This window comes from Desertimonas flava (genome assembly GCF_003426815.1).
Classification (GTDB): domain Bacteria; phylum Actinomycetota; class Acidimicrobiia; order Acidimicrobiales; family Ilumatobacteraceae; genus Desertimonas; species Desertimonas flava.
Genome location: NZ_QKYK01000012.1, coordinates 98,334 through 124,438, shown reverse-complemented (window position 1 = coordinate 124,438; position 26,105 = coordinate 98,334). Strand labels below are relative to the sequence as shown.

At 69.4% G+C, this 26,105-nt stretch carries 29 protein-coding genes; 24 read left to right on the top strand and 5 right to left on the bottom strand.

Annotated elements, in window-relative coordinates:
• The 17 genes from DN771_RS15515 (at window position 1) to DN771_RS15435 (ending at window position 15,235) form a co-directional block, all read left to right on the top strand.
• Window positions 1-2,271, top strand: a complete 2,271-nt coding sequence (locus DN771_RS15515; RefSeq protein ID WP_116998452.1) for a RelA/SpoT family protein — start codon at window positions 1-3, stop codon at window positions 2,269-2,271.
• A gap of 60 nt (window positions 2,272-2,331) precedes the next feature.
• The gene (locus DN771_RS15510; protein WP_116998451.1) at window positions 2,332-3,264 is read left to right on the top strand and encodes a tyrosine-type recombinase/integrase; all 933 of its coding nucleotides are present in this window, start codon (window positions 2,332-2,334) and stop codon (window positions 3,262-3,264) included.
• A 518-nt stretch (window positions 3,265-3,782) separates the two neighbouring features.
• Entirely contained in the window at window positions 3,783-4,073 is a 291-nt protein-coding gene (locus DN771_RS15500) for a hypothetical protein (protein ID WP_116998449.1), read from the top strand.
• A gap of 243 nt (window positions 4,074-4,316) precedes the next feature.
• Window positions 4,317-5,765, top strand: coding sequence for a DnaB-like helicase N-terminal domain-containing protein (locus tag DN771_RS15495; RefSeq protein ID WP_116998448.1), 1,449 nt, complete (start codon window positions 4,317-4,319; stop codon window positions 5,763-5,765).
• A 117-nt stretch (window positions 5,766-5,882) separates the two neighbouring features.
• Window positions 5,883-6,176, top strand: coding sequence for a hypothetical protein (locus DN771_RS15490; protein ID WP_116998447.1), 294 nt, complete (start codon window positions 5,883-5,885; stop codon window positions 6,174-6,176).
• Window positions 6,173-6,448, top strand: coding sequence for a preprotein translocase subunit YajC (locus DN771_RS15485; protein ID WP_116998446.1), 276 nt, complete (start codon window positions 6,173-6,175; stop codon window positions 6,446-6,448). The genes DN771_RS15490 and DN771_RS15485 overlap by 4 nt, the downstream gene beginning before the upstream one ends.
• The gene (locus DN771_RS15480) at window positions 6,438-6,647 is read left to right on the top strand and encodes a hypothetical protein (protein ID WP_116998445.1); all 210 of its coding nucleotides are present in this window, start codon (window positions 6,438-6,440) and stop codon (window positions 6,645-6,647) included. Before DN771_RS15485 ends, DN771_RS15480 begins: the two co-directional genes overlap by 11 nt.
• Window positions 6,644-7,036 (top strand): hypothetical protein, encoded by a 393-nt coding sequence (locus DN771_RS15475; protein ID WP_162941999.1) that lies wholly within the window; start codon window positions 6,644-6,646, stop codon window positions 7,034-7,036. The genes DN771_RS15480 and DN771_RS15475 overlap by 4 nt, the downstream gene beginning before the upstream one ends.
• Window positions 7,033-8,880, top strand: a complete 1,848-nt coding sequence (locus DN771_RS15470) for an HK97 family phage prohead protease (protein ID WP_116998443.1) — start codon at window positions 7,033-7,035, stop codon at window positions 8,878-8,880. The genes DN771_RS15475 and DN771_RS15470 overlap by 4 nt, the downstream gene beginning before the upstream one ends.
• Entirely contained in the window at window positions 8,877-9,155 is a 279-nt protein-coding gene (locus DN771_RS15465; protein ID WP_116998442.1) for a hypothetical protein, read from the top strand. The genes DN771_RS15470 and DN771_RS15465 overlap by 4 nt, the downstream gene beginning before the upstream one ends.
• The gene (locus DN771_RS15460) at window positions 9,152-9,619 is read left to right on the top strand and encodes a hypothetical protein (RefSeq protein ID WP_116998441.1); all 468 of its coding nucleotides are present in this window, start codon (window positions 9,152-9,154) and stop codon (window positions 9,617-9,619) included. Before DN771_RS15465 ends, DN771_RS15460 begins: the two co-directional genes overlap by 4 nt.
• 10 nt (window positions 9,620-9,629) lie before the next feature.
• Window positions 9,630-12,275 (top strand): hypothetical protein, encoded by a 2,646-nt coding sequence (locus DN771_RS15455; protein ID WP_116998440.1) that lies wholly within the window; start codon window positions 9,630-9,632, stop codon window positions 12,273-12,275.
• Window positions 12,272-12,544, top strand: a complete 273-nt coding sequence (locus DN771_RS15450) for a hypothetical protein (protein WP_116998439.1) — start codon at window positions 12,272-12,274, stop codon at window positions 12,542-12,544. The genes DN771_RS15455 and DN771_RS15450 overlap by 4 nt, the downstream gene beginning before the upstream one ends.
• The gene (locus DN771_RS15445) at window positions 12,541-12,963 is read left to right on the top strand and encodes a hypothetical protein (RefSeq protein ID WP_116998438.1); all 423 of its coding nucleotides are present in this window, start codon (window positions 12,541-12,543) and stop codon (window positions 12,961-12,963) included. The genes DN771_RS15450 and DN771_RS15445 overlap by 4 nt, the downstream gene beginning before the upstream one ends.
• Before the next feature lie 113 nt (window positions 12,964-13,076).
• Entirely contained in the window at window positions 13,077-13,370 is a 294-nt protein-coding gene (locus DN771_RS29570; RefSeq protein WP_162941998.1) for a hypothetical protein, read from the top strand.
• The gene (locus DN771_RS15440; protein WP_162941997.1) at window positions 13,367-14,881 is read left to right on the top strand and encodes a hypothetical protein; all 1,515 of its coding nucleotides are present in this window, start codon (window positions 13,367-13,369) and stop codon (window positions 14,879-14,881) included. Before DN771_RS29570 ends, DN771_RS15440 begins: the two co-directional genes overlap by 4 nt.
• A 30-nt stretch (window positions 14,882-14,911) precedes the next feature.
• On the top strand, window positions 14,912-15,235 hold the full coding sequence (locus tag DN771_RS15435) for a hypothetical protein (protein WP_116998436.1): 324 nt from the start codon (window positions 14,912-14,914) through the stop codon (window positions 15,233-15,235).
• Between the two features lie 29 nt (window positions 15,236-15,264).
• Here DN771_RS15435 and DN771_RS15430 read toward each other — a convergent pair whose 3' ends face one another.
• Window positions 15,265-15,522 carry a hypothetical protein gene (locus DN771_RS15430; protein WP_116998435.1) on the bottom strand — a complete coding sequence of 86 codons (258 nt, stop codon included), beginning with the start codon at window positions 15,520-15,522 and terminating at the stop codon, window positions 15,265-15,267.
• Window positions 15,512-16,087 (bottom strand): hypothetical protein, encoded by a 576-nt coding sequence (locus DN771_RS15425; RefSeq protein WP_116998434.1) that lies wholly within the window; start codon window positions 16,085-16,087, stop codon window positions 15,512-15,514. Before DN771_RS15425 ends, DN771_RS15430 begins: the two co-directional genes overlap by 11 nt.
• A gap of 397 nt (window positions 16,088-16,484) precedes the next feature.
• Here DN771_RS15425 and DN771_RS15420 point away from each other — a divergent pair, with 397 nt between their 5' ends.
• From DN771_RS15420 to DN771_RS15410, 3 genes are all read left to right on the top strand, one after another.
• Window positions 16,485-17,018, top strand: coding sequence for a hypothetical protein (locus tag DN771_RS15420; RefSeq protein ID WP_116998433.1), 534 nt, complete (start codon window positions 16,485-16,487; stop codon window positions 17,016-17,018).
• A 74-nt stretch (window positions 17,019-17,092) separates the two neighbouring features.
• Complete coding sequence (locus DN771_RS15415) at window positions 17,093-17,803, top strand: RelA/SpoT domain-containing protein (RefSeq protein ID WP_116998432.1); 711 nt, start codon at window positions 17,093-17,095, stop codon at window positions 17,801-17,803.
• 32 nt (window positions 17,804-17,835) lie between these two features.
• Window positions 17,836-18,054 (top strand): hypothetical protein, encoded by a 219-nt coding sequence (locus DN771_RS15410; RefSeq protein ID WP_205528613.1) that lies wholly within the window; start codon window positions 17,836-17,838, stop codon window positions 18,052-18,054.
• Between the two features lie 74 nt (window positions 18,055-18,128).
• Here the strand turns inward: DN771_RS15410 and DN771_RS15405 are convergent, their stop codons facing one another.
• The 3 genes from DN771_RS15405 to DN771_RS15395 form a co-directional block, all read right to left on the bottom strand.
• Window positions 18,129-19,112: a tyrosine-type recombinase/integrase gene (locus DN771_RS15405; RefSeq protein WP_116998431.1), complete on the bottom strand. Its 984-nt coding sequence runs from the start codon at window positions 19,110-19,112 to the stop codon at window positions 18,129-18,131.
• Entirely contained in the window at window positions 19,109-19,588 is a 480-nt protein-coding gene (locus DN771_RS15400; RefSeq protein WP_116998430.1) for a hypothetical protein, read from the bottom strand. Before DN771_RS15400 ends, DN771_RS15405 begins: the two co-directional genes overlap by 4 nt.
• A 170-nt stretch (window positions 19,589-19,758) precedes the next feature.
• Complete coding sequence (locus DN771_RS15395) at window positions 19,759-20,973, bottom strand: outer membrane protein assembly factor BamB family protein (protein WP_116998429.1); 1,215 nt, start codon at window positions 20,971-20,973, stop codon at window positions 19,759-19,761.
• A 175-nt stretch (window positions 20,974-21,148) separates the two neighbouring features.
• Between DN771_RS15395 and hisS the strand changes: the two genes are divergently transcribed.
• The 4 genes from hisS to aspS all read left to right on the top strand — a co-directional run bounded on the left by hisS (window position 21,149) and on the right by aspS (window position 26,090).
• Window positions 21,149-22,393 (top strand): histidine--tRNA ligase, encoded by a 1,245-nt coding sequence (hisS, locus tag DN771_RS15390; RefSeq protein WP_162941995.1) that lies wholly within the window; start codon window positions 21,149-21,151, stop codon window positions 22,391-22,393.
• 443 nt (window positions 22,394-22,836) lie between these two features.
• Window positions 22,837-23,007, top strand: coding sequence for an RNA polymerase sigma factor (locus DN771_RS29565; RefSeq protein ID WP_162941994.1), 171 nt, complete (start codon window positions 22,837-22,839; stop codon window positions 23,005-23,007).
• Window positions 23,004-24,194, top strand: a complete 1,191-nt coding sequence (locus tag DN771_RS15380) for a hypothetical protein (protein WP_116998426.1) — start codon at window positions 23,004-23,006, stop codon at window positions 24,192-24,194. Before DN771_RS29565 ends, DN771_RS15380 begins: the two co-directional genes overlap by 4 nt.
• Before the next feature lie 147 nt (window positions 24,195-24,341).
• On the top strand, window positions 24,342-26,090 hold the full coding sequence (gene aspS, locus DN771_RS15375; protein ID WP_116998425.1) for an aspartate--tRNA ligase: 1,749 nt from the start codon (window positions 24,342-24,344) through the stop codon (window positions 26,088-26,090).
• Window positions 26,091-26,105 lie beyond the last annotated feature (15 nt).

Here is a 26,105-nt window from a genome sequence, read left to right as displayed (position 1 = left end):
ATGGGCACCGTCGATCGAGTCCTGCCCTGGCGGCGACACCATGAATCGGCCACGCCCGCCGAACTGGCACCGCTGCTGTCGTCATACCGCGGTCGCCACCCGAAGGCGCCCGTCGCCGTCATCTCCAACGCCTACCAGGTCGCCGCGGCCGCCCATCATTCCCAGCTGCGCTCCAGCGGCGAGAGCTACATCAATCACCCGCTCGCCGTGGCCCGCATCATCGCCGAGCTCGGTCTCGACGAGATCACCGTCGCCGCCGCGCTGCTCCACGACGCGGTCGAGGACACCGAGATCACCCTCGACGACGTCGACCGCAACTTCGGGGCCGAGATCGCGGCCATCGTCGATGGCGTCACCAAGCTCGACCGCATCCAGTTCGACTCCCGCGAGGCCCAGCAGGCGGCGACGATGCGCAAGATGCTCGTCGCCATGGCGGCAGACCTGCGGGTGCTGCTCATCAAGCTGGCCGACCGGCTGCACAACATGCGCACCATCGCTGCGATGCCGTCGGACAAGCAGCAGCGCATCGCCCAGGAGACCCTCGACATCTACGCCCCCCTGGCCCATCGGCTGGGCATGCAGGAGATGAAGCAGCAGCTCGAGGACCTGGCGTTCGCCAGTCTCCACCCCAAGCGCTTCGCCGAGCTCGACCAGCTCGTCAGCTCGCGGTCGCCCGAGCGCGACGTCTATCTCGCCGCGGCCGTGGCCGAGGTGCGGGCCCGCCTCGCCGAGGTGGGCATCCACGCCGAGGTCACCGGACGCGGCAAGCACCTGTGGAGCCTCTACGAGAAGATGGTGGTGAAGGGCCGCGAGTTCGACGACATCTTCGACCTCGTCGCCATCCGCCTCATCGTCGACTCGACGAAGGACTGCTACGCCGCCCTCGGCAGCATTCACGGCCGGTGGCGACCCGTCGTCGGGCGCTTCAAGGACTACATCGCGATGCCCAAGTTCAACCTCTACCAGAGTTTGCACACCACGGTCATCGGTCCGATGGGCAAGCCCATCGAGGTGCAGATCCGCACACGCGAGATGCACCAGCGCGCCGAGTGGGGCGTCGCCGCCCACTGGGCGTACAAGGACGCCAGCAAGAACCGCAACGGCCGTCCCGACACCAGCCAGTCCGCCGACATCGACTGGCTGAACCGCATCATCGACTGGCAGGCCGACGTCACCGATCCGGCCCACTTCATGCAGAGCCTGAAGACCGACCTGCAGCAGGAGGAGGTCTTCGTCTTCACGCCCAAGGGCCGGGTGATCACCCTGCCGCCGGGGTCCACCACCGTGGACTTCGCCTACGCCGTGCACACCGAGGTCGGCCACGCCTGCGTCGGCGCCAAGGTCAACGGCCGGCTCGTCTCCCTCGACTATCAGCTCGTCAGCGGCGACACGTGCGAGATCTTCACGTCCAAGGTCGAGGCGGCCGGACCGTCGCAGGACTGGCTGTCGTTCGTCAAGTCGCCGCGGGCCCGTAACAAGATCCGCCAGTGGTTCTCCCGCGAGCGGCGCGTCGACATGATCGAGAACGGCCGCGAGGCCCTTGCCGACTCACTGCGGCGCGAGGGCCTCCCTGTGCAGCGCATGTGGGCGTCCGACCAGGTGCGCGACGTCATCAGCAGTCTCGGCTATACCGATCTCGACGCCCTGTTGGCGGCCATCGGCGAGCATCACGTGTCGGCGCGGAGCGTCGCCCAGCGGGTGGCTCGTGGCCTGCACGGCGGTGACGGCGAAGAGCAGCTGCCGGCGACGGTGCAGCGTCCCCGGCGCCATCGGGCGCGCGCCGACGACGTCGGCGTCCACGTCGAAGGACTCGACGACGTCCTCGTCCGCCTCGCCGCCTGCTGCACGCCAGTGCCCGGTGACGAGATCATCGGGTTCATCACGCGCGGTCGCGGGGTCAGCGTGCATCGCGCCGACTGCGCCAACGCCGTGTCGCTCGGCAACGAGCAGTCGATCCGCATGATCGAGGTCGACTGGGAGGGCGAGCGCCACTCCGCCGTCTACCGTGCCGCCGTCGAGGTGGTGGCGCTCGACCGGTCGCGGCTGCTCCGCGACGTCGCCAACGCGATGGCCGAGAATCGGGTGAACATCGTGGCCTGCGAGACGGCCACCGGGAGCGACCGGGTGGCCAAGATGCGCTTCGAGTTCGAGCTCGCCGATCCCGGCCACCTGGCCGCCGTGGTGCGCACGATCAAGGCCATCGATTCGGTGTATGACGCCTACCGTTTGGTTCCCGGCAAGGGTGCGAGGACTGTATCCGCAGCTAGTTAGCTGTTTGGTGGATCACACCATACACCTACAACGCTCATCCATGCGGTATCTTTCGTCTCGATGACGAAGCGGAAGCCGCCGGCGCACGAGCGGATCACGGCCGGCGTCGAGCTCGAGGACGCCCTCGACGAGTGGGATCTGACGCTCCGACAGCTGAACCGGTCGCCCGAGACACGCAAGACGTACGCCACGTCCGTCGTACAGTTGCTCGAGCACCAGCGCCAGCGTGGTGTCGCCACGACCGTCGACGAGATCTCCCCGGCCGACATCCGCTCGTACCTCGTGGCGGTCCTCGAGCGCACCAGCGCCTCCACGGCCGTCACCCGATGGGGCGGCCTGCTGGCGTTCTTCAAGTGGGCGACCGTCGAGCGGCTCTGCGCCGAGGACCCGATGGCCGGCGTCGAGCGGCCGCAGCGGCCCGAACTGCTCACCCCGGTCCTCTCCGACGACGAACTCCGGCAGATCTTCGCCACCTGCGGCGCCGACTTCGACGGCGTGCGCGACCTCGCGCTCATGCGGTTCCTGCTCACCACCGGGTGCCGCCGCTCCGAGGTGGCCGGCCTCACGCTCGACGACCTCGACCTCCGTGCACAGACGGTCCGGGTGATGGGCAAGGGGCGCCGTGAGCGGCTCGTGCACATCGAGGACGGCACCGCGCTCGCGCTCCGTCGCTACTTGCGGGCCCGGAAGCTGCACCCGAAGGGCTCGACGACGGATCGGCTGTGGATCGGCAAGCTCGGGCCGCTCACCGGTGGTGGGATCCAGCAGCTGCTGCAGCGCCGCGCCGAGCGCGCCGGTGTCGAGCGGGCGAACCCGCACGCGTGGCGCCACGCGTTCGCTCACCGGTGGCTCGCCGCCGGCGGCACAGAAGGCGGGCTGATGTCCGAGGCCGGCTGGCGCTCGTCACAGATGGTCCGCCGATACGCCCGGTCCGCAGCAGCCGAGCGCGGCCGCGCCGAACATGCCCGCCTCAACATCGCCGGAGATCTGTGATGACCGAGAAGGGGCGATACTCGAAGTGGTCCCGGCTGGACCGATACGAGATGGCGCCGGGCGACGGCACGCCGGTGAACTGCTGCCGGGCGGCGTGTGATCAGCGGCGAGTCGCCCGTGTCGACGCGTACGGTTTCGCTCAGCCTGAGCCGAACGTCCGCATGCGCAACGTCAGCGGGCGCCGAGACGTCGTCCGCCAGTACGTGGGGACGTGTTCGTGCGGGCAGGAGTTCGGGCTGATCATCCGACCGACGCATGACCCCAGCACAGGCAAGAAACTCCGCGCTCGCGTCGACGTGCGTTATAGTCCGCTGTGACATAGAGCGGCCTGGCGGTACCGGCCTCCGGTACAGCACCCGAAGCGTCCGATCGAAGGACTCGTCCTCCCCCTGCACATCGGTTTGGTCGGCCGAGCCGGGAGAGACCAGCGGATCTCCGGATCCCTACCAGTACGGTGCGCACGCCCTTGGCCGGGAGAACACCAGTAGCTCAGGTGACTAGGAACCTCGGAGGTTCTGATGTCCCGCGCTGCTGCGCCACACCGTCAACTCTCCGGCCGTCTCGGCGGCCTCAAGTCCTGGGCGAACACGCCCGACCGTACCGCCCGCACCCAGCGAGGTCGCAATGCCGGCCCCGGCTCGATCGACTACTGGATCGCCAAGCTCGACCCGGTCCGCTTCGCCGACGCCACAGATGAGCAGCGGCTGGCCGCAGCTGAGGCAGCGAAGCGAGCGCACTACGCCGGACTCGCGCTGAAGTCGGCGCAGGCTCGAGCTCGGAAGCGGGCTGACGGTGCATCCGCCGCCTGACGCGCCGCCGCCGCCCGGGGATGGGACGGGCGGCGGGCGGGCGAGTTGTCTCCGAGGCGTTGGTGACGATGGGAATTCTATCCGTCGGGCACACCAGCGTTGCGCCGACGGTCGGCCGTGCGGCGAGGTGCTCGAGCGCCTGGTGGCCGCCGACCGTTCCGAGCAGGCCGGACAATCCAGCGCCGCCGACGCGCTGAGGCACACCGCCCGGCAGTATGCGGACGCCCATAGTCAGGGGTCTCGGTGACGACGACAAGCCGCCCCGAGCCACCCCACGCGCTCGACGCCGAGGGCGCGCTGTTGGGCTGTCTGCTGCTCGGCCCTGCGGTCGGAGCTGACCCGTTCGCTGCGGTTGGCCGTGCGTCGCTCGATCAGTCCGACTTCCACAGCCCGAGCCATCGCCTGATCTTCGATGCCATCTGCCAGGTGTACGCATCCGGTGACGACGTCGACGTCGTCACCGTCGCCGAGGAGATGCGCGCGGCCGGAACGCTCGACGCCGCGGGCGGGCTCGAGGCACTGCACCGGCTGCAGAACGCCACACCGAGCGTGTCCGCCGTCGGCATCTACGTCGAGCGGATCGCCGACACGTCCCGTCGGCGTCGACTCATCACCGCGGCATCTGAGCTCAGCCGAGCGGCATGGGAGGGCGACGACAGAGCGATCACCCGCGCCATCGACGAGATGCCGGCGGCGTCGCGGACGACGAGCCAGCGGGCCGGGATGGAGTTCGTCGACTGGGATGCGCTGTTCTCTGGCGTCGTCGACGAGCGCCCGGTGGTCGACGAATTTGCGTTCCGGGGCCGCTGGACAGCACTCGCGGCCAAGCCGAAGACCGGCAAGTCCACGCTCCTGATGCATGTCGCGCTCGCATGCCACCGGGGCGAGGATCCGTTCGAAGGCGGCGCACGCCGGCCGCTCTGCGTGATGGTGGTCGACCCCGAGATGGGTCGTCTCGACGTCCTCGAGCGGCTCTGCGACCTTGGCCTGACCCCTGCGGACCTGGTCGGACTGCACTACACCGACATCGTCCCGAAGCTCGACACGGCCGTTGGTGCCGGCCTGCTGCTCGCCGACGTCGACCGGCTCGGTGTCGATCTCCTCATCATCGATGGCATCAACGGGGCCGTCGATGGCCCAGAGAACGACGACACCACGTGGCGACCGTTCTACGACCTGACGATCGCTCCGCTCAAGCGTCGAGGCGTCGCGATCGTCACGACCGACAACGCTGGCCATGGCGACGAGAAACGCGCCCGTGGGTCGTCAGTGAAGGTGGACAAGCCCGACGCCGCCGTCTTCGTCTCGCGGACCGATCACGGCGTCAAGCTGACCACCACCCATCGCCGCACTGCCGCGTACGCGAAGGAGATGACGCTCGTCATTCGAGGCGCCGACGGATCCGCACCGATCAGCTACCACCGTTCGGCGTCGAGCTGGCCAGCCGGCACCGAGGCCAAGGCCCGAGAGCTCGACGAGCTCGATCTGCCCCGGGAGGCATCGAACCGGGACGCCCGTGCCGCACTCAAGGCCGCTGGCCGGCAGATCGGAACGAGCGAGGTCTTGGCGGCCGCACTGCGGTATCGCCGCACCGGTCTGACCCACTCAGGAACGGTCGGAACACCCACCGGAACATTGAGCCCGCAACTATTCGGAACACAGGTCGGACAGGAGAACGGACATGCCCTCTGACCAGGTAGGAACACCGTCCCGGAACACTTCGGAACACTCACCGAGCAGAATCGGAACACGGGGGGTGTTTCCTGAAAGGAACACCCCCGGGTCCGTTGCCCCTCCGGAGCGTCGGTCGTGATCGGCGATCGGTGGACGACGCGTGCGCAGGCGGTGGTCGCCGATGCGTTCCGGGCTTCGCTCGACGCCGCCGAGGTGAAGCTCACACCGCGCGACGAGAGGGCCGTCATCGCCGAGCTCGCCGACCTGCTCGAGGCTCTCGGCTGGTCCCCGCCCGGCTCCGCGCCGCTGTCCGAGACTGCCGAGGTCCGTGAGCGTCGGCATCAGGCCCGCCGGGATCGGGCCGCAGGTGCGCTTGATGCGTCGCCGGCGTTGCGCGGTGGCGGACCGGCGAAGGGTGGTGCCTCGTGAAGCGCCGCCGCGTCCACACGTTCGTCGGCGACGAGGTCGAGATGCGGTGCGGCCTCCGCGGCATCGTGGCCGCGGTCGAGCGGGCCGTCGTCACGCTCGAGCTCGACCACGACGTGATGGTGCGGATCGCGCCGTGGGCGATCGCAAAGGTCATTCGCCCGGCACTGACGGAGGCCGGCGACGGCGTGCTCGTCGCTCCACGCCAGACCGCCGCCGCAACTCCGGTCACGAATCCGGCACCTTCAGCCGAGGAGGCCAGCGATGGAGCATGACTGCGCTCTGTGTGCGCTTCACGAGCTGCGCTCGTCGAGGCCGGTCGACGTCGACGCCGTGTTCGGCTCGGCGATCGTCGGCCGCCGGCTCGTCCGTGCCGCGGGTCTCGTGCACCGCCGGCACCGCCGTGAGGGCCGCACCGTGCACGACCTGGCGGCACGGGCCGTCGCTGCACTCACGAGGGAGGGCGCGGCGTGAGCGTGCCGAAGCCGAAGATCGCGCCGCCACCGGAGCGAGTGCGCACGGTGGAGTACCTCGGCGAAAGGCACCGCCCGCCGGCCACGCTGACCCGACGTCTCCTCGCCGAGCACCCCGAGGTCGACATGGCAGCCGTGCTCGGCCGCCGCGGCTACCGGGCCCGCTGGCGACTCGCCGGCGAGGCCGAGCAGACCGCCACGTTCGGCCCGAACAAGCGGCGCGCCGAGCTCCTCGTCGAAGCACTGCAGCGACGGCACGGCGAGCAGCTCGCCTTCGCAGTCGTCGAGTCACGCCTCGAGTCGCCGTGGGAGCCCCTCGCCGACGCCTATCGCTCGAAGCCGCGAGCAGACCAGACACAACCGCCCGCACCCAAGGAGCAACGCCCATGAAGAACCCATACGGCTTCGAACGAGCGATCGGCAGGATCGACGTCGACCGGCTGATCGCCACCGACTACGTCCCGGCCGCCAACACCGAACGCTGGATGACGATCGGCGCGAGCATCGTCCCGGCCGCCGGGGTGCCGAACCCCGAACCGTCGTGGCGTCGCGAGCCGCTGCTGCCGGAACGGTTCGTGGTCCGCGAGCAGGTGCCGATCGTCTCGCTTCACCCGAAGGCGCTCGGGGCGACCGTCGGCTACGTCGAGCACTTCGAAACCACCGCGGCTGACGGGCTCTCCGTCGCCGGCCGCGTGATGTCGCGCGGCGAGATCCGCGCCGGGCACCGGGCCCGCTGGTACGACCTGCCGCTCCAGTCGGGCGACTGGTGGGTCACCGCCGAGTACGCCCTCGACGGCACCGACGCCGTCCTGACCGGTCTCGTGCTGACCAGCGACCGCCGCGAGCCGTGGTCCGTGAGAGCGCGGGTCCTGCCGTTCGACACCGCCCGAGAGGGCCCGGCGCCGGAGGCGTGGGGTGGGCTTTGGCGGCGAGCTCGGACGTCGATGCTCGGCAGCCTCGTGTCCCGCGCCGCCGAGGGACGTGCCCGGCCCCGCATCGTCGACGGCGACGCCACACCACCACCGCCACCGGACGACAAGCCGGCGAAGCGGTCGACGGTCGAGCTCCGGCATCAGTTCGACCGCTCACGGCTCACGCCCGACAACACCGTGACCCTGCTCGGCATCATCACGACGCCCGAGGGCATCTACCTTCACCGCGACGGCACCGGCCGAATGGCTGCCGGCTGGGCCAAGCCCGGCTACTACGACCCACAGCAGCCCGATCGCATCCCCGTGTGGTTCGAGCACCTGCCACGCCAAGCCGTCGGACAGGTCGAACTGATCGCCCGAGGCCCAACGCTCGGCGTCGCAGTCGTCGCCCGCTGTCTCGCCGACCAGATCGTGCCGATCCTGCGAGGCGAGGACTGGTACTTCAGTCCTGGCGAGTCCGGCCGCGGCGGACTCATCGAAGGCCAGGAGCACTTCCTCGTTGACCGCATCAACGAGGTGTCGCTCGTGCGTAACCCGGCGAACGTGGCCCCGTCACCGATCGAGTGGATCGAGTTCGACGTCGAACAGTCACGCCCGAGCTCGCGGCCCCGTCCGGAGCGTTACTGGCGGCTGTGGGACCTCGCCGCCGAGGCCTGCCAGCGGTGGGACCACCACACCCGCAGCACGACCCCGATCGTCGATCTCGACCCGCCAGCGCCGCCGGCCGGCAGCCTGGACGACGCGCTCGCTCACGTCGATCGACGACTCGCCGAAGCCGCTCCCAACCGCGCCCGCCCCGCCGCCCGGGCGCTGCTGGTGCGATCGTTCCCCGCCGACCTCGAGATGTCTGAGGGGCAGTTGTTCGGGCGGCTGGTGCCGTTCGACGTCTCTGCCCGGGTCGCCGACCCGCGACCCGACGGCACCTGGGACCGCTACAGCGAAGGCTTCCGCCGGGGTGCGTTCGCGGGCCAGACCGGCGGTGCCGTTGCCGGCGTCGACCTGCGCCACAAGCACGGCGGCGCCGGCCTTGGCTACCTCGGCCCGGCCACCTCGCTCGAAGAGCACACTGACGGGCTGCACGGCGAGTTCAAGGTGATCAGCACCCGCCGCGCCGACGTCGCCGACCTCCTCGCCAACGGCGTCACGGGCCTGTCGATCGAGTTCCGCGAACGACCCGGCGGCACCATCGAACGCGACGGCGTCCGCTGGCGCACCAACGTCCACCTCGACGCCGTCGCCCTCGAGCACCGCGGCGCGTACGCCGACGCCGGCGTTACCAGCTACCGGAGTCGCACAGCATGAGCACGCTCGACGACGACCGCCGCGGCTACCGCGCCACGAAGCTGCGACTCCAAGCCGCCGTACTTGAGCTCGCCCAGGCTCAGGCCGAGCAGCGCGCCATCGTGGCGATGTTCGAAGCGAACGTCGAGAGCCGTGCCGCGCTCCGCACCTGCATCGAGATGTTGCACGAGCAGCTCCTCGAATACGCGATCGAACTCGGACGCTCGGAGGTCGAAGCGCTCGACGCCGAGCTGCTCGACCACCTCGCCTCCAGCAGCGAAGGACGCCAGCTGTGATCCGCGTCAACGCCTCCGGCGCCGGTGGTCTCGGCCGGGCCCTCGCCGGCGCGTCACGCCGCGCCCAGCAACTCCCACGCACCATCGCCGCCGACGTCGCCCTACCAGCGGCCGACGCCGTCCTCGACGCGGTCCGATCCGAACGCGGCAGCCTCACGCTCTCGAACGCCCGGATGCGGCTCGACGTCGACACCGACGTCTCAGGCAGCAACGCAGGCGCCGCGCTCGAGCTGTCGGCCTCACCACGCGCCGCATGGGGGCTCGCCTCCGGTGCCAAGGCGCACACGATCCGCCCTCGCCGCGGCCGCGTCCTCAAGCTCGACAGCGGCCGCTACGCGCAGACCGTGCAGCACCCCGGCACCCGCCGCCGACCCCTCTGGCGCAACGCCACCCGCACCGCCCAAACCACGATCCGTCGCGCCGCCGACCAGTCGGCTCGCGCCAACAACCCCTTCCGCCAGTGAGGAGCACACCGTGAGCGATTCATACACCTACCGCGTCGGCTTCGACGCAGACACCTCCGGCATCGACGACGCCACCGACGCCGTCGAACGCCTCGAGGACCGCCTCGACGAGCTCGGCGACACCGACCCCAGCCGCGTCACCGAAGCCCTCGAGACGCTCCGAGCGCTCGCCGACGACGCCGAGACGGAACTGCAGGGCACCGTCGACGCCGTGAAGGCCATCGGCGACGCGCTCGGCCCCGCGTTCGACCAGCCACGCGTCGAGGAGATGGTCGCCAACTTGAGGTCGATGGGTCTCACGTTCGAGGACATCGAGGCGCAGGCGAAGGAGTTTGCCGACGTGATCGAACGCGTCGATCAGATCAAGCTCGATGCGGTCAACTCCGGCCTCACCAACGTCGACGGCGCACTCGGCCGGGTCCGTGCCTCCGGCGACCAGTCCCGCAGCGTGCTCGCCAACCTGGCCGGCAACACGGCCCAGGACCTCGGTGAGCTCGGCGGCGCCGTCGGCACCCTCGGCGTCGGGCTCGGCCAGCTCGTCGAGTACGCCGTCGACGGCAACATCTCACTCAGCAACCTCGCGAAGGTCGCCGGGCCGATGCTCGGCGTGGCCGCCGCAGGGTTCGCGGCGACGCAAGCGTTCGAGGCGTTCGGCACCCGCGCCGAACGGACCGCCGAACAGACCGCCGCCGTTGCTGACGCGGCGATCGAGGCCGCCGGCCTGCTCGACGAACTCGAGAACCGTGTCAGCGGGCTCGAAGGCGCGGCGCAAACGAGCGGCGACGCGTTCGAGCAGTTCGGCGCATCGATCGCCACGGCGCTCGCCGGCGAGGAGAACTACGGCGAGATCAACAAGATCGACGAGGCGCTCCGAGCGGTCGGGCTGACGTGGGAGGACCTCGGCGAGACGATCGCCGGTCTCGAGCGTGACACCGAGAGCGCGATGCCGACCATGCGCGCGCTCACCGAGGCGGCCGGGATCCCGCCCGAGCACATCGACGCCGTCGCCGCGATGGTGCACAACATCGAAAGCCTCGACGACGCCGCGTCGTTCCTGATCAACACGTGGGGGATGGAGGAGGACGCCGCGTTCGCGCTGGTCAACCAGTACCGGGAGCAGATCGGGGCGCTCGAGCAGCTCAACGACGTTCAGCAGGACAACGACTGGGACGGCTACGCCGAGAAGCTGCTGTCGGTCGCCGCAGCAGCCGACCCCGCCACCGCGGCACTCATCGCCGCGGCGAAAGCAGCGAACCCCGAAGCGACCGCCGGGGAGATCTGGACGCAGATCACCGGGCAGATCGACACGGCGGCCGATGCCGCTCGGCGGTGGGCAGACGCGAACCGTGAGATCGACCCGACAAGCCTCACGTGGGCGTTGATCGCCGACGCGGCGAACTCGCTCCGCGAAGGGCTCGAGCCGAGCGAAACGCAGTGGCAGGCGATCAACGCCGTGATCGAACAGACCGGCTGGGATCTCGACACCGTGCTCGACAAGGGCCTCGAGTTCTGGGAAGCACAGAGGCAGGGCGCCGACGACGCCAAGGCGGCGATCGACGCGATGGGTGACAGCCTCGCCGACATCGCCGAAGGCCTCGACGCAGCGGCATTGCGCGGTGAGGCGTTCACAGCGGCGACCGACGGCCTCGAGCGGATGAGCGAACTCACCCAGTCGATCGAGCTCGTGTCGTTCGTCGACGGCATGAACTCGCTCGGCGACGCGGTGAAGGAACTCCGCGACGAGCTCGGCTCCGAGGACTTCGCCAACCTCGACCTCGTCCCCGACAGCTGGGACGAGGTGCTGAACATGCCCGAGGAGCTCCAGCCCGTGCTGCAGGCCCTCTCGGGGTTCCGGGACAACGTTCAGTCGGAGATGGCGCAGGCCTTCGAAGCCGGCGGCGCCCCCGAGGTGCAACGCTGGGCCGAGGACACCCGCCGTGCCATCACGGACTCGCTCACCGCCGCCGGCGTCGAGTCCGACGAGCAGATCCAAGAGATCCTCGGCGCGCTGAATCTGCTGCCGCCCCAGGTGGAGACGGCGATCGTGATCTCGAACGAGCAGCAGGCGCTCAGCATCCTCGACTCGATCAAGGGTGTGATCGACGGGCTGCCGCCGGAGGTGCAGTTGCGGATCGCTGCGCTCAGCCTGGAGGACCCCGTCGCAGCAGCACAGCTGGCCATCGCCGAGCTGGAAGCCGCCTCCCCCGACTGGGAAGTCCCCGTCAACCTCAAGGCCATCGTCGACGGCCTCGAAGCTGACATCGATGCGATCGAGGAGTCCGAGCCGACCGTCGAGGTCGGGATCCTCCCCGTGACCAAGCAGTTCGACGACACGATCGGCGAGGTCACGAAGGACCGCACCACGAAGGTTGCCGTCGAGCTCGACACGTCGCTGGCGAAGGACGGCGACGTGTTCGCCGACCTCAAGGGCCAAACCATCACCGCCGACCTCGAGATCGGCAACAGCGGCGAGTTCGAGCGGCAGGTCGACGGACTCGTCGAGGAACGCACCGTCCGCGTCAACTTCGTCACGGGCACGATCGACCTCCCGACGGCCGCCGACTTCCAGGCGCGGGTCGGTACGGTCCGCGTGCCGATGGACGCCTACATCCGCCACACACCACGCATCGACGGCTCACGGCTGGTGGAGCGATGAACACCCCCAACGACGACTCGATCACGGCCGCCGTCATCGAACTCGCCACCGCAGCGATCGACGACTGGAACGAACTCGGCCGCCCCGCGCTCGCCGCGCTCACCAGAAACCCGGAGCTCCACGCCGCCGTCACCGAACGCCTCGCCCACATCGTCGCCCTCGACATCCGACGCGTCGCAGAACTCGTCGACCGCGACCCCCACGCACTCATGGCCGAGCTCGCCATCGCGTGGATCACCGACCCCGACTGGAAAGAACCCGCACCATGAACCGCCTCGCCCAAGCCCGCCAACTCATCGTCGACACGCTCGAGCCGGTCCTGCCCGGACGGGTCCACCCCTACGGGTCAGAGGCGATGCCATGCATCTACCTCGGCGTCGCCGCACCCGGCCACCGCCAATCCGGCGGCGGCACCTTCAAGGTCGCCCAAGTCCCCGTCGTCATCTCCTACGACGGCGCCGACCACGCCCAGATCGCCGGCCTCGACGAGGTCACCGCCAAAGTCTGCGACGCCATCGACGCCACCCCGGGCATCCGATGGACCGGCAGCCAAACCAGCTCACCCACCGACCGCGACCACACCGGGCTCACCCTCACCGTCGAGGTCACCATCGGCGTCGACGCCATGTGCCCACCCGACATCGTCGAAGCCGAGACGCCGCCGCCCATCCTCGAACGCGCCAGCTGAACGATGCGGAACCATAACCCCAGGTCACAGCCAGTTTTTTGTGTAGCCGTCCCAGCCGGACACTGTCCTTCGGGTGTGTGTGTCGGCGAGGTGCTGGCGGGCCGGGAGCGGTGATGCCGCGCCGTGGGTCGCCGTACGGTGAGCCGGCCTATGTGCGGGCGCTCGAGCAGCTGCGTCGCACGCCGGCGCGCTGCCACCTGTGCGGCAAGGTCGGGGCGCGGTCGATCGATCACGTCCCGGCGCTCGGGCTGCACACCCACGTGGCGGGGTCGGGCTGCTGCCGGCTGCTGCCGGCGCACCTGTCGTGCAACCAGGAATCCGGAGGGTGGAGGGTTGCCAACGCCAACCGGCGTCGCCGTGGCGCACGCGTGAAGCGGCCGGCCTCCAGGAGTTCGCTGCCGCGATGACCGATACGACGATGGCCCGGCTCGTGCCACCTCGGTTCGGCACACCGCGGGATCCGACGCGCCCCACGCTCGGCACCGCTGAGACGCAGATCGCCGACGCGATGGGCCTCGAGCTGCATCCGTGGCAGCAGTACGTCGCCGATGTGTCGGGCGAGTTCGTCGAGCGTGACCCGTCGGCCCGGCACCCGGGAGCGTCGCGGCTGCGGCTCGCCGCGCAGATCGTCGGAGTTCTCGTTGGCCGTCAGACCGGCAAGACCACGCGGGCCGCGGTGCGCATCGCGACGCAGGCGATGCTGCCGGATCTGCCTGACGTCGCCGCGCTCGTCGGGCTCGAGCGGATCGTGCCGCAGTACATCGGGTTCACGGCGCAGGACCGCGCCGCCGCGCTCAAGCGGTTCTTCGAGCACGTCGACATGATCATGTCGTCCGACCTGCGCAGCGAGGTCGACCGGGTCGTGCGTCAGCGTGGTGACGAGTCGGTGCGGTTCCGAAACGGCTCGGCGTACAGCGTGTTCACGCCGTCGGACACCGGGCCGCGTGGCTCGAAGTTCGACCTCGTGATCATCGACGAGGCCCTCGCCCACACCGTCGCGCTGCTCGGCTCGACACGGCCGACGCAGGCGCAGCGCGACGGTGCGATCGGCTGCATCGGCGCCCAGCTCGTCATCGTGTCGAACGCCGGCGATGACTCGTCGACGCTGCTCAACGCTGAGCGCGAGCTCGGCCGCCGGGCCGTCGCCGAGGGCGACCGGTCACGGGCCTGGTTCGAGTGGTCCGCCGCCGATGACGCCGACATCTACGACCCCGACGTGTGGGCGACGACGATCCCGACGCTCGATCAGCCCAACGGCCTGTCCACCGCCTACCTGCAGATCGAGGCCGAGTCGATGACGGCCCACCAGTTCCGACAGGAGTACCTCTGCATGCACACCAACCGACCCGAGCTCCAGCTCCTCGACGTCGACGCCTGGGCCGCCGCCCCGGTGATCGACATCGCCTATCCCGGCGAGCTGATGTACGCGATCGACGCCGACCCCAACGGCGACCACGCCGTCATCGCCGCGGCCGGTGAGGCCGCGGGCAGACCCGACCTCGTCGCGGTCGAGGTGTTCTTCAACGAGCCGGGCGTCGCCTGGATCGTCGACACCATCGCCACGTACGCCAACCGGGACTCGGCACCGGTCGTCGTCGACGCTCTCGGACCGCTCGCCTGGACCATCGCCGCGCTCGAGCGGGCCGGCGTCACCGTGATCGAGGCCCGCACCGCCGACATCCACACTGCGGCCGGTGAACTCGCCGCAGCGATCACCGACGGCCGCATCGCCCACCAGGACGACGAGCAGCTCGCTGAGGCGATCACGGCGGCCCGGCCGAGGTTCAGTCGTGACCGTTGGGGCATCGACCGCCACGCCGACGGTGGCGACCACGCCGCACTGATCGCCGTCAGTCTCGCACACTGGGCCGTCCACAACCACGGCGTGCCCACGGTGTACGGCGGCCCCCTTCTCTAGCTCCTTCGCCGACCTGCAACGATCACTGGGATGGACAAAGGTGACCCCGACTTTTGGTCAGCGATCGTCACACTCTCAGCTGTGTTCATGCTCGGCGGATTCGTGGAATCTGCTCGCGCTCCCAAGCGCATAGCGAAGACGTCGATGGCGCTCGTCGTGGTTCCGATCGTCGGTGCTGTGCTCGGGCTGACGGGCCTCGCTGCTAACTGGGGAGCGCCACATGCGATCTCCGTCGCGGTCGGCGGCTCGGTCGTGCTCGTCGGGCTCTGGGCTCGTCACCTCGCCTGGGAGCACGAACGGCGCGTGGATAAGACCGTCTTCAAGGTGGACGAGTACGGTTCAGACGAATACTGACCCCAGCTCGTGGTGCGAGGGTGCCCCCGTCACCGGTCGTTGCCGAACATGTGCAGACGCAGCCGCTCCGCCCGCCTGGCGATCTCGGCCCCTCGGTACTCGAGGTCCTTGATCGGATCGAGAGCGTCCAGTCCGACTTGATCGTCGGGCGACATGGCGAGGTAGCACAGCCGTGCGATGTCGAGATTCGTGAGCGCCTCGACCAGGTCGTTTCGCATGACGCCGAGTTCGAGTTTGAACATCTCGCCGTCGAAGTGCTCCGGCCCGCGAGCATCGTCACTCGACATCTGGATGGGATTCCTCTGGTGCCGGGCTCTGGGGGTGCTTGCGCGCGAGCCACTGCACCATCGCCGTCATGCCGCCGGAGTCGTACACGCGCTGCATCTCTGCCGCCCGCCGGGCGATGTCGGCGATCTCGGTGTCGGCCCCGGTACCACCGTTGATGAGGTGCGTGAGCAGCGAAATGCGCCGCGGTGCGAGGTAGGCGAGATCGATGACCGACTCAGCGAGGTCGAGCATGGCCTCGGCGTACATCTCGCCGACGTTCGCCTTGGTGTCGTAGTGCGCAGCGGAGTTGCGGGCCTTGTTGATGGCTTCGAGAACGTCAGCTGCCAGCCCGGTGAAGCCGTGTTCGACGAGTTCGGTGCGGAGCCGTCCGAGCATCGAGTCGGTACCGGTTCGGTCACGTCCGATGCCTTCGACGACTCGTCCCGCCGCCGCTGCGCTTGGTCGCCAGTACCTCTGGTTGAAGAGGTCGACCGCTTCCTCGTAGTCCTCACGGAGGTGTGCGTTGATCTCATCGATCGTGTCGAGTGGCTTCGGCTGTCGCTGTTTGCGGGCTGGCGGATGCATCCAGAGTTCTCCACGCCAATCCCCGCGACGAATGCTTCCCTCCCCCTCAATGACCAGGAAGTGAAACGCTGTCCGGCACTCGGTGTTCGGGCATTGCTGCCGGACGACGACACCGGGGTCGTAGGGAGGAAACGTGATCGAGCCGAGTCGCCCGCAACACGGACACTCGACGCGTGCGCTGCCCGGGAACCAGCGATTGCCCTGACTGCGCATTCCGATATCGGCCTGCGGGATCCTCAGCATGGCGGAGATCCTCAGCCTGCCCCACAGGCGTGGACCGCGGTGGCTCGTTGCTTCATCTTTCCCTCCCCAGGTTGCAGGCCGATCGTAGCGATCGTCCCGGCGCGACGGTCCTCAGGTCACGTCCGATCGGCCGCGCCGCGTACGCTGCGCTGACATGGCTGCTCTGGCGGTGGTGACGCATTGGAGCCACTTCGTGCCCGTGCTGGCGCTCGTGTTCACGGTGGCCTCGTTCTGGTGGATCTACGTGCGCCGCGGGAAACTGAAGACCTTCGCCCCCAATGGGTACGGATCCGTCTTTCTGGCGAAGCAAGCTCGCCTCCGGTTTCCCCTGGTGCTGACCAACACCGGCGCCCCGTCCATTGCCGTTGAGGATCTGCGGGCAGTCGTGGACGGAAACGTGCTCGAGTGGCTCACCACTCGAGCAACCCTGCGACCAGAGGCGGGTGACAGGCTCGACCTTGCAAAGCCGTTTGCCGTTGCTGGCCGGTCCGCCGTGCAGCTGGTGCCCGAGTTCGGTCAGAGCGGCGAAGGCGCGTGGCAGCCAGGCGATGGGCCGTGTGTCATGCGGCTGGAGTGGCGAGACCGAGGTCGGTGGCGCGAACTTCTCACCTTCCAGTGGTGGCCGCCGGCATCGAACCGCGGGGCCTACATTGCCCATCGGAACGCTCCGAACGCCGAGCAGGAGTAGCGGCGACGGTGGGCCCGTCTTGACACCGCGAAACCCCCATTCGACGGTCAGCCCAGTTCTGTACGGTGACGCCAATGGCTCGACTTGATCTGCGGTACTCGAAGGGCCAGGTCGACCGGGCGGGCGAGATCTGGCGCTCGTACCAGTTCGGCGATCGTCAACTGGACCTCATGCAGGTATCCGAGTCGTTCGACATCGTGGAGCACTACCGGCGGTGTCACCAGTACCCGCTGACAAAGGCCACGATGGGAATGCGCTCGTCCGTGCAGGCCGAAGGCATCCCGGTGCGTGTTTCGCAACGACTCAAGCGCCTCAACACGATCCTCGACAAGCTGCTCCGGGAACCGAGCATGAAGCTGTCCAGGATGCAGGACATCGGAGGGTGCCGGGCGGTAGTGCCGACGATTCGCGATCTCCGGGCTCTCCAGCGACGCCTCGAGGGCCGCTCCGGCTATGTCCGAAGTGTGGACTACGTCGCCACCCCTCGGTCGTCCGGCTACCGCGGGGTTCACGTGATCGTCGCGTACGACGGCCGAACCATCGAGATGCAGCTTCGAACGGTCGTGATGCACGAGTGGGCCATCGCCGTCGAGCGATTCGGGCAGCGGTTCGGGGACCTGAAGAGCGGCGCCGGGCCGCGCGAGGTTCTTGATCTCTTGCGAGTGGTGTCGCGAGCGAACGCGATCGAGGAATCCGATGAGGATGTGCCTGATGACATCCTGGACGAGATCAACGCTCTACGCTCCGAGGTATTCGGGTACATTCAACGCATGGAAGGGCAGTGATGATGTCCGGGAAGCTCATCCATTTTTTGTTGGTGTTTGACCACGGCTCGAACAGGCTTGTCCACCAGCAGAAGTTCGCAGAGTCGGACAAGGCCGTCTCGGCCTACTTCCTGATGGAGCAGACGCACAAGGATCGGCCAGAGATCGAGATCGTGCTGATCGGGTCGGACTCACTCGAGACGGTCAAGGTGACGCACGCCAACTACTTCGACGAGACCGTTGGCGTCCCGAAGTACCTCATCGGCATCTAGGCCTGTGGGGCACCGGTGGGTGTGAGGCGGGCGCAGACCGCATAGTTGATGGCGTCAATACCGGACCGGATCGTTCATCCGGCGCGCTGTTTGCGTCGTGCGGCGAGCTCGTCACCTTCCGGCGCCTCGTCGACCGGTGGTGACGCGGTGGCGGTGCCGTAGTCGCGGCCCTCCATCGCCTCGCGGAGCTTGTCGAGCGGGACTGCCCGCAGGTAGTACTTCGCGGTCGTCTCGAGTCGGGCGTGGCCGAGCATCTCCTGCACGATCCGGATCTCGCCGGAGCGTTCCATCACGTCGGACGCCGCGGTCCGACGCAACGTGTGCGCCGACCGACCATCGAGCGCGGCTTGCTTGACGCCGGCGGCCCGCAGCCATCGGCGCATGTAGTGCGACAGCGTCTTGGCATTGATCGGTGATCGGCCGTCGAGCTCGTTGCGGATCAGCGGGCCACGCGTCTTGCCGACGTCGAGGAGGTAGGCGTCGACCTCGCGTGCGGCGTGGCAGGGGACGGGCACCTGGCGCTCGTGGCCGCCCTTTCCGGTGACGTGCAGTAGGCGCCGCTCGGCGTCGTAGTCGGCCGTCGTCAGTCGCGAGACCTCGACGCAACGTAGGCCGCAGCCGACCATCAGCCACACGATCGCCCGAGCCCGCCGATTCGGACACGCTGCGAGCAGTCGGCCGACCTCGGCCTCGTTGAGTGTCCTCGGGAAGTGCCGTGGCTCCTTCACCGGCCGCACGTGCGTCGTCGGATCGCGCGGGATCTTGCCGGTGGACACGAGCCACTGGCAGAACACCCGCGTCATTGAGATGTACTGCCGCCGCGATGCCGGCGCGTAGTGGCCGAGCGTTTCGACCCAGCGGTCGATCAGCGGCGGTGACAGCTGGTCGAGACGGCGGGCCCCGAAGAACTCGGCGAACCGTCGCAGCAGATGCCAGTACGTGTCTTTGGCGGTGCGCTCGTCGATCTCGCCGCGAGCTTGCCGTGACCGCAGGTACTCCCTCGCCAGCGGGTACAGCGTGGGCAGACGGTCGGTAGCGACCGTGGCCTGGTCGCTCATGCCAACGCGCACGCCTGCTCGGCGAACCGGACGAGACGGGCGCGAGCGTCGTCGATCGGCACAACCTCGCCCCACGGCACGGTCGGGTGCACGGCCTCGAGGATGTCGAGCGCCATCTGTGCATGCCGCGGCGCGAAGCTCTGCGCACGGGCCGGCACCCCGACGCAGGCAAGGCGGGCGAGCTGTTCGGCGCGGCGCTCGTCGGGCTGGAGGGATTGCTCGACCATGATCCGCGTCGCCCACAGCAGGTGACCGACGAGCCGGCGCCGGTCCAGCCCTGCGGCCGCCTCGGCGACCAATGAGGGGTCCCACTCGGCGGCCTCGGCGATCGAGGCCGACGCGAGGTCGAGGGCGTTGTCGGCGGCGCACAGGTCGGGCCAGTCGTCAACGGCGACGGGATCGAACCCGAGGCGATCGATCAGGCCAGCCGCTTGGATGAGGGCGTACTGCCGGAGTTCGCACGCGATGATGGTCATGGTGGTGTCCCTTCCATGCGGATAGTCACCCCCGTTGCGCTCGCCGGGATCCTGGTAGTTCGTCGCTAGCTACAACGCATGTGGTCGCATAGATGACGCCTACCGCCTGGTGCCCGGTAAGGGCGCCAAGGCGGTCCAGGCGGCCAGCTGAGCCGTCCGGCCGGTTTCGATCAGCCGGCTGCGGCGCACGACGACGGGCCGGCCCCGCCGATGGCGATCAATCCCTTCGCCGTCGCCGCGTAGGCAGCTCCGCCGGTGACGACCACCGGGCTGTTGACGGAGCCGAAGCCTTCGATGCGGGCGATCTGCTCGCCCGTGGCGGCGTCGAGCAACTGCACGCTCTGCTGGAACGCCATGCCGTTGCTGCCGATGTACACGACGTCGTCGACGAGCGTCGGCGCCGACCACGAGCCACCGGTGTCGGCACGCCAGACCTCGTCACCCGTCGCCGCGTCCACGGCGACGAGGTCCCGGTTGGTGTGGGCGATGATGAGATCGTCGCCGACCGCCGGTGCCGAGAACACGTCGCCGACCGGGCTCGCCCACACCTCCTCGCCCGTCTCGGCATCGACGGCGACGAGGCCGCCGGGGCCGCCGGCGTAGACGGTCCCGTCGTGGTAGGCCGGCGTGCCCAGCCCCGCCTGCGACGGTTCGTAGGACCAGATCTCGTCCCCGGTCGCGGCGTCGAGCGCCCACAGCGACGTTCCGCCGTCGCCACCGATCGAGGTGGTGAACACGATGCCGTCCACGATGGCCGCCGACGATTCGATCGTGTAGCCGCCGTCCCCGCCGTTCTCAAACGTCCACAGCGTCGTCCCCGTCACCGGGTCGAGCGCGTAGACGGTGTCCTCGGCGTTGATCACCAGGACGCCGTCGGCGACGGCCGGCGACGACGAGATCGTCGTGGCGAGCGCCACGGTCCACGCCTCGCCATGCGTCGCGGTGTCGATGGCCGTCAGGTTGCCGTCGATGTCACCCACGACGGCGAGCCCATCGACCACGGCGACGGTCGACCCGAACGGCTGGCCGGGCAGCGGAGCGTTCCACAATTCGGCGCCCGTGGCCGTGTCGATCGCCCGGATCGCTCCGGTGCCCAGCAGGCCGTCGGCGACGTACGCGATGCCGTCCACGATGGCCGGCGACGCCGGCATCTGACCGCTCGACGGCGACGTCCACAACAGCGTCGGGCTGCCCGTGATGCCGGCCGTGGCCATCCCGGAGCCGGCGTGTCCGGCCCCGCCGAGGAACTGGTCGACATCGAAGCACGGCGACGCCGCCGTGGCGGCCGCAGCCGGGCCGTTGGCGACGCCGGCGACGAAGGCGGTCGGGGCGAGCAGGGCGCAGGCGCCGACGAGCCAACGCCGGCGAGCCTGGAGATCGATCATCTGGGATCCTCGGAGTGCGGGTTCGGGGCCCCGTGGAGCGGGGTCGGGGTTGGGCAACGTAGCGAGGTCCGACGGGGCGCGCGAGGAAATTCCCTGCTCGTCTCAGGCCGGTGGGACGGGCCGGGGAGGAATCGGAACCCACAGCCGGCGGAGCGCACCCGTAGCCTTGCTGGCCGTGCCGCAGTTCCAGACCAGCCCGGGGATGAGAGACATCCTTCCGCCCGACGCCGATCGCTGGCGCCGATTCGTCGCGGCATTCGCCGACGTGGCCGCGGCCGCCGGCTACGCCGCGTTGGCGACGCCCCTGATGGAGGACGCTGGGGTGTTCGCGGGGGTCGGAGAGGCGACCGACATCGTGCAGAAGGAGATGTACCGCTTCACCGACAATGGTGGACGGGACGTCGCCCTGCGGCCCGAGTTCACCGCCGGCGTGTGCCGCTCGTTCGCTCAGCAACGGCCGGTGACGCCGTGGAAGGTCTGGTTGGCCGGTTCCAACTTCCGGTACGAGAAGCCACAGCGGGGCCGGTACCGCCAGTTCGACCAGATCGACCTCGAGGTCCTCGGCAGCGACGATCCCTTCGTCGACGCCGAGGTGGTCGCCGTCGGCTGGCGCTTCTTCCAGCAACTCGGGTTGCAGCAGGTGACGCTGCTGATCAACTCGCTCGGCGAGCCCGCCGAGCGGGCGGCGTTCAACGATGCGTTGCGCGACTACTTCACGGCCAACATCGACGCCCTGTCGGAGGACAGCCGGGCGACGCTCGCCCGCAACCCGCTGCGCGTGCTGGACTCCAAGCGCCGTGAGGACGCCCCGGTGATCGCAGGCGCGCCGACGATCGCCGACTTCTACGGCGAGGAGTCGGCCGCCCACTTCGCGTCCGTGTTGGCGGGCCTCGACCGGCTCGGCATCCCCTACACCGTGTCGCCCCGCCTCGTACGCGGCCTCGACTACTACGTGCGCACCACGTTCGAGTTCGCCGGCGGCACCCTCGACAGCGCCCAGAACGCCCTCGGTGGCGGCGGTCGTTACGACGGCCTCGTCGAGGCGCTCGGCGGGCCGGCCACGCCGGGTATCGGTTTCGCCATCGGCGTCGATCGCACGCTGATCGCCTGCGACGACGAGGGCGTGTTCCCCGCCGATCCGCTCGAGCTCGACGTGTTCGTGGTCGACACCACCGGTGGTCTCGAAGCTCTGGCGATCAGCGAGGAGCTGCGCGCTGCAGGCCTCCGTGTCGACCGGGCCTTCGACAACCGGAGCATGAAGTCGCAGATGAAGGCGGCCGACCGCAGCGGCGCCCGCTTCGCCGTCATCGTCGGCAGCGACGAACTGGCTGCCGGGACGGCGGTCGTGCGGCCGATGCGCGACGGCGGCGACCAGTCCGTCGTCGCGCGCGCCGACCTCGCCGCCGCGCTGCAGTCCTGACCGCCCTCGAGTTCCTGTACTGGTTTCGTCCCGTAGGCGGGCCACAACCAGTACAAGAAGTTCGGGTGTCACGCGGATGGGGGTGCGGCGGAGTCATACGGTCGCATGCGCGAGATGAACGCGGAGGGGGTGCCACGACCCGAAGGGGTCCCCGACGAGCAGCCGGTGACGGCTGAGGCGCTCTGGTGTGCCCACAACACGGAGCTGATGCGGTTCGCGACCGTGCTGGTTGGGCCGGCCGACGCTCACGACGTGGTCGTCGACGCATTTCTCCGGGCGTCCGAAGCGATACTCGCCGGTGGCATCGGCAACCGGCGGGCCTACCTGTTCCGGTCCGTCTACAACGGCGCCGCCGGGCGCCGACGCGCCCAGCGACGGCGCGCCGCCCGCGAGCTCAAGGCGCTGGCCCCGGACACCCTCCGGGCGATCATCCCGACATCGATGTGCAACGGGCGGTCGCCGAACTCAGCGTGGCCCAGCGGGCCGTCGTCTACCTCGCGTACTGGTCCGACCTGTCCGAGCGAGACATCGCCGCCGAACTCGGCGTGTCGCTCGGCACCGTCCACCGTCAGCTCGTCCGGGCGCGGATCCATCTCCGAAAGGCACTGCAGTGAGCACACCCGACACCATCGAGTTCGACGACATCGTCCGGGCGGCCCTTGGCAACATCGGCGCCGCCAGCCCTCACCCGTCGTCGTGGCCGCTCACTGCGCCCGCGTCGAGCGCTTCGTCGGTGATCGATCCACGCTGGTTCGCGGCGGCCGCCGCCGGCGTAGTGGCCGTCGCTGGCGTCGGCGCCGTCGCGCTGCTCGGTGGTCGTGACGCCGACGCCCCCGGCGGCGGCTCGTCGCCTGCCTCGACCACACCACTAGACGATCCTGCGACGTCGGAGTCCGAGGTGTCGATCCGTCAGGCCTCCGCACCCGGCCCGGCGCCCACCACCGTCGTCGCGGACACCGAGCCGGTGACCTGCGGGACGGAGCTACCAGTCGACGTGACCGTGGCCGGTGCGGGCGAGATGACGCCCGGCGCCGCGCCCGGCCAACGAGCGCCGGCTGCCGGTCAGCTGGTCGGCTACTGGAACGGCGACGTCGGCACCGTCGAGATCCGCTGGCCCGCCGACCCCAAGGTGCTCTACGACCTCGCTGGTACCTGGGCCGACTCTTACGCCGGCCTCCCCGGAGAACCGTATGTTCAGGTTGGCGGAACGGGCCAGTCCGTCGAGCTGAGCCGCGAGACGCTGACTGGTCCTGGCGACACGCCGTCGGTGGACACGCTGTCGTCGGCCCCGGAGACGGCACCCGATGTCGTCGTCTCGAGGAGGCCCGGCGGCGAGGGCGACGCCGCGGTCCCGTGTGACGTGGTCCAGGTGTCCATCGGCGCGCCGGACGGCTTGCGGTGGATACACGGTCTGTTCTGGCCCGACCCCATGGGCGAACTCAGCCGCGGCCGCGGCGACCTCGGCCCGCTCATCGTGGCGACCGGCGACCCGGTGGCCGCGCCGGTGCTCGACGACGTCATTCCCTGCGACACCGCTGTCGGCCGCGTGGGTGGCACGCTGGTGGGAACGTCCTGGGCGGCGACGCCGGCTGAGGCGCTGTGGGCGTACCTCGATTCCGGCTCCTCGAACTTCCAGGGTCTGATGGACAGCGGCTACGTCGAGTACGCCGAAACGGCCGACCGGTACGTGTACACGTACTCGCCCGACTATGACGCGTCGATGATGGCCACGCTGATCGTCGTCGAACGCGACGGCGAGCGGGGTTGGCACGTAACCGCCCAGTACAACAGCGGCTGCTGACCGATCCGAGTGTGGAGCGCCCACCAGTGGGGCCTCCCACACTCGGGTGCGGTTGAACACTCGGGTGGGTCTGGCTGAGGTGCCGGGTATCGGCATCGGAAGTGCCGGGTGCGGCTCGTAGCCTGGTTGACCGTGCCTGCTACGAGTATGCGAACCCACATGTGCGGCGAACTGCGCCGCGAGCACATCGGATCGACCGTGTCGGTGTGCGGCTGGGTCGCCCGCCGCCGGGAGCACGGCGAGCACCTGGCGTTCGTCGACGTCCGCGACCACGCCGGCGTCGTCCAGTGCGTGGTTGACAACTCGGTCGACGTGCGCAGCGAGTACGTCGTGCGGATCACGGGCATCGTGCGCGAACGCCCCGAAGGCACCGTCAACCCCAACCTGCCCACCGGCGAGATCGAGCTGGGTGAGTGCCAGGTCGAGATCCTGCGCACGGCGGCGCCGCCGCCGTTCCCCATCGACGCCCGTGCCGACGAGGTGGACGAGAACATCCGGCTGCAGTACCGGTACCTCGACCTGCGCCGCGAGCGCATGCAGAAGAACCTGCGCGTCCGCGCGGCCATCAACTCGGCCGTGCGCGCGTCGATGGAGGCCCAGGGGTTCGTCGAAGTCGAGACCCCGATGCTGGTGCCGTCCACGCCCGAGGGGGCTCGCGAGTTCCTCGTGCCGTCGCGCAAGGAGCCGGGCTCGTTCTACGCCCTCCCGCAGTCACCGCAGCTCTTCAAGCAGCTGCTGATGGTTGCCGGCGTCGACCGCTACTACCAGATCGCCCGCTGCCTGCGCGACGAGGACCTGCGCGCCGACCGCCAGTACGAGTTCATGCAGCTCGACGCCGAGATGAGCTTCGTCAACCAGGACGACGTGCTCGGCGCCATCTCCGAGGCCGTCCTCGCCGCCGCCGAGGCGGCGACGGGGGAGCGCCCGCCCGAGATCGAGCGGATGACGTGGCACGACGCGATGAACCGCTTCGGCGTCGACAAGCCCGACCTGCGCTTCGGCATCGAGCTCACCGAGCTGACCGACGCCTTCGCCGCCACCGAGTTCAAGGCCTTTGCAACCGCGCCCAGCATCAAAGGGATCTGCGTGCCGGGCGTCGCTGCCGACTACGGCCGCAACCAGCTCGACAAGCTCACCGACCGGGCCAAGTCGCTCGGGGCCAAGGGCCTCGTGTGGCTCAAGGCGGTGGCCGGCGACGACCTGCAGATCGCCTTCGAATCGCCCGTCGCCAAGTTTCTCTCGGCGTCCGAGGTGGAGGCGGTCGCCACGCGCCTCGGCGTCGTCGAGGGCGACCTCGTGCTCGTCGTCGCCGACGAGTGGGAGACCACGTGCGAGGTGCTCGGCCAGCTGCGCAACGACCTCGGCCGGCCGCCGGTGCACGAGGGCCCGTACCGCTACGTGTGGGTCGTCGACTTCCCGATGTTCGTCGGCCGCGACGCCGAGACCGGCGCGCCGAAGCCCGGGCACCATCCGTTCACGCAGCCGCACCCCGACGACCTCGACCAGCTCGAGACCGACCCGATGAGCGTGCGCTCACAGGCCTACGACCTCGTGCTCAACGGGTGGGAGCTCGGTTCGGGGTCGATCCGGATCCATCAGAGCGACCTGCAGCGCCGCATCTTCTCCGTCCTCGGCATCAGCGAGGAGGAGGCGAACCGCAAGTTCGGGTTCTTCCTCAACCCGTTCGACTACGGCGCCCCGCCCCACGGCGGCTTCGCCTTCGGCCTCGACCGCCTGGTGGCCATCCTTGCCGGCGAGGAGAACATCCGCGAGGTCATCGCCTACCCGAAGACGCAGTCGGGCGCCGATCCGATGACGAACTCGCCGCTCCCGGTGGCCGCCGCCCAGCTCGATCAGCTCGGCATCCGCGTCCTCCCGCCGGCCGCCAAGGGCTGATCACCGCCACTCGCG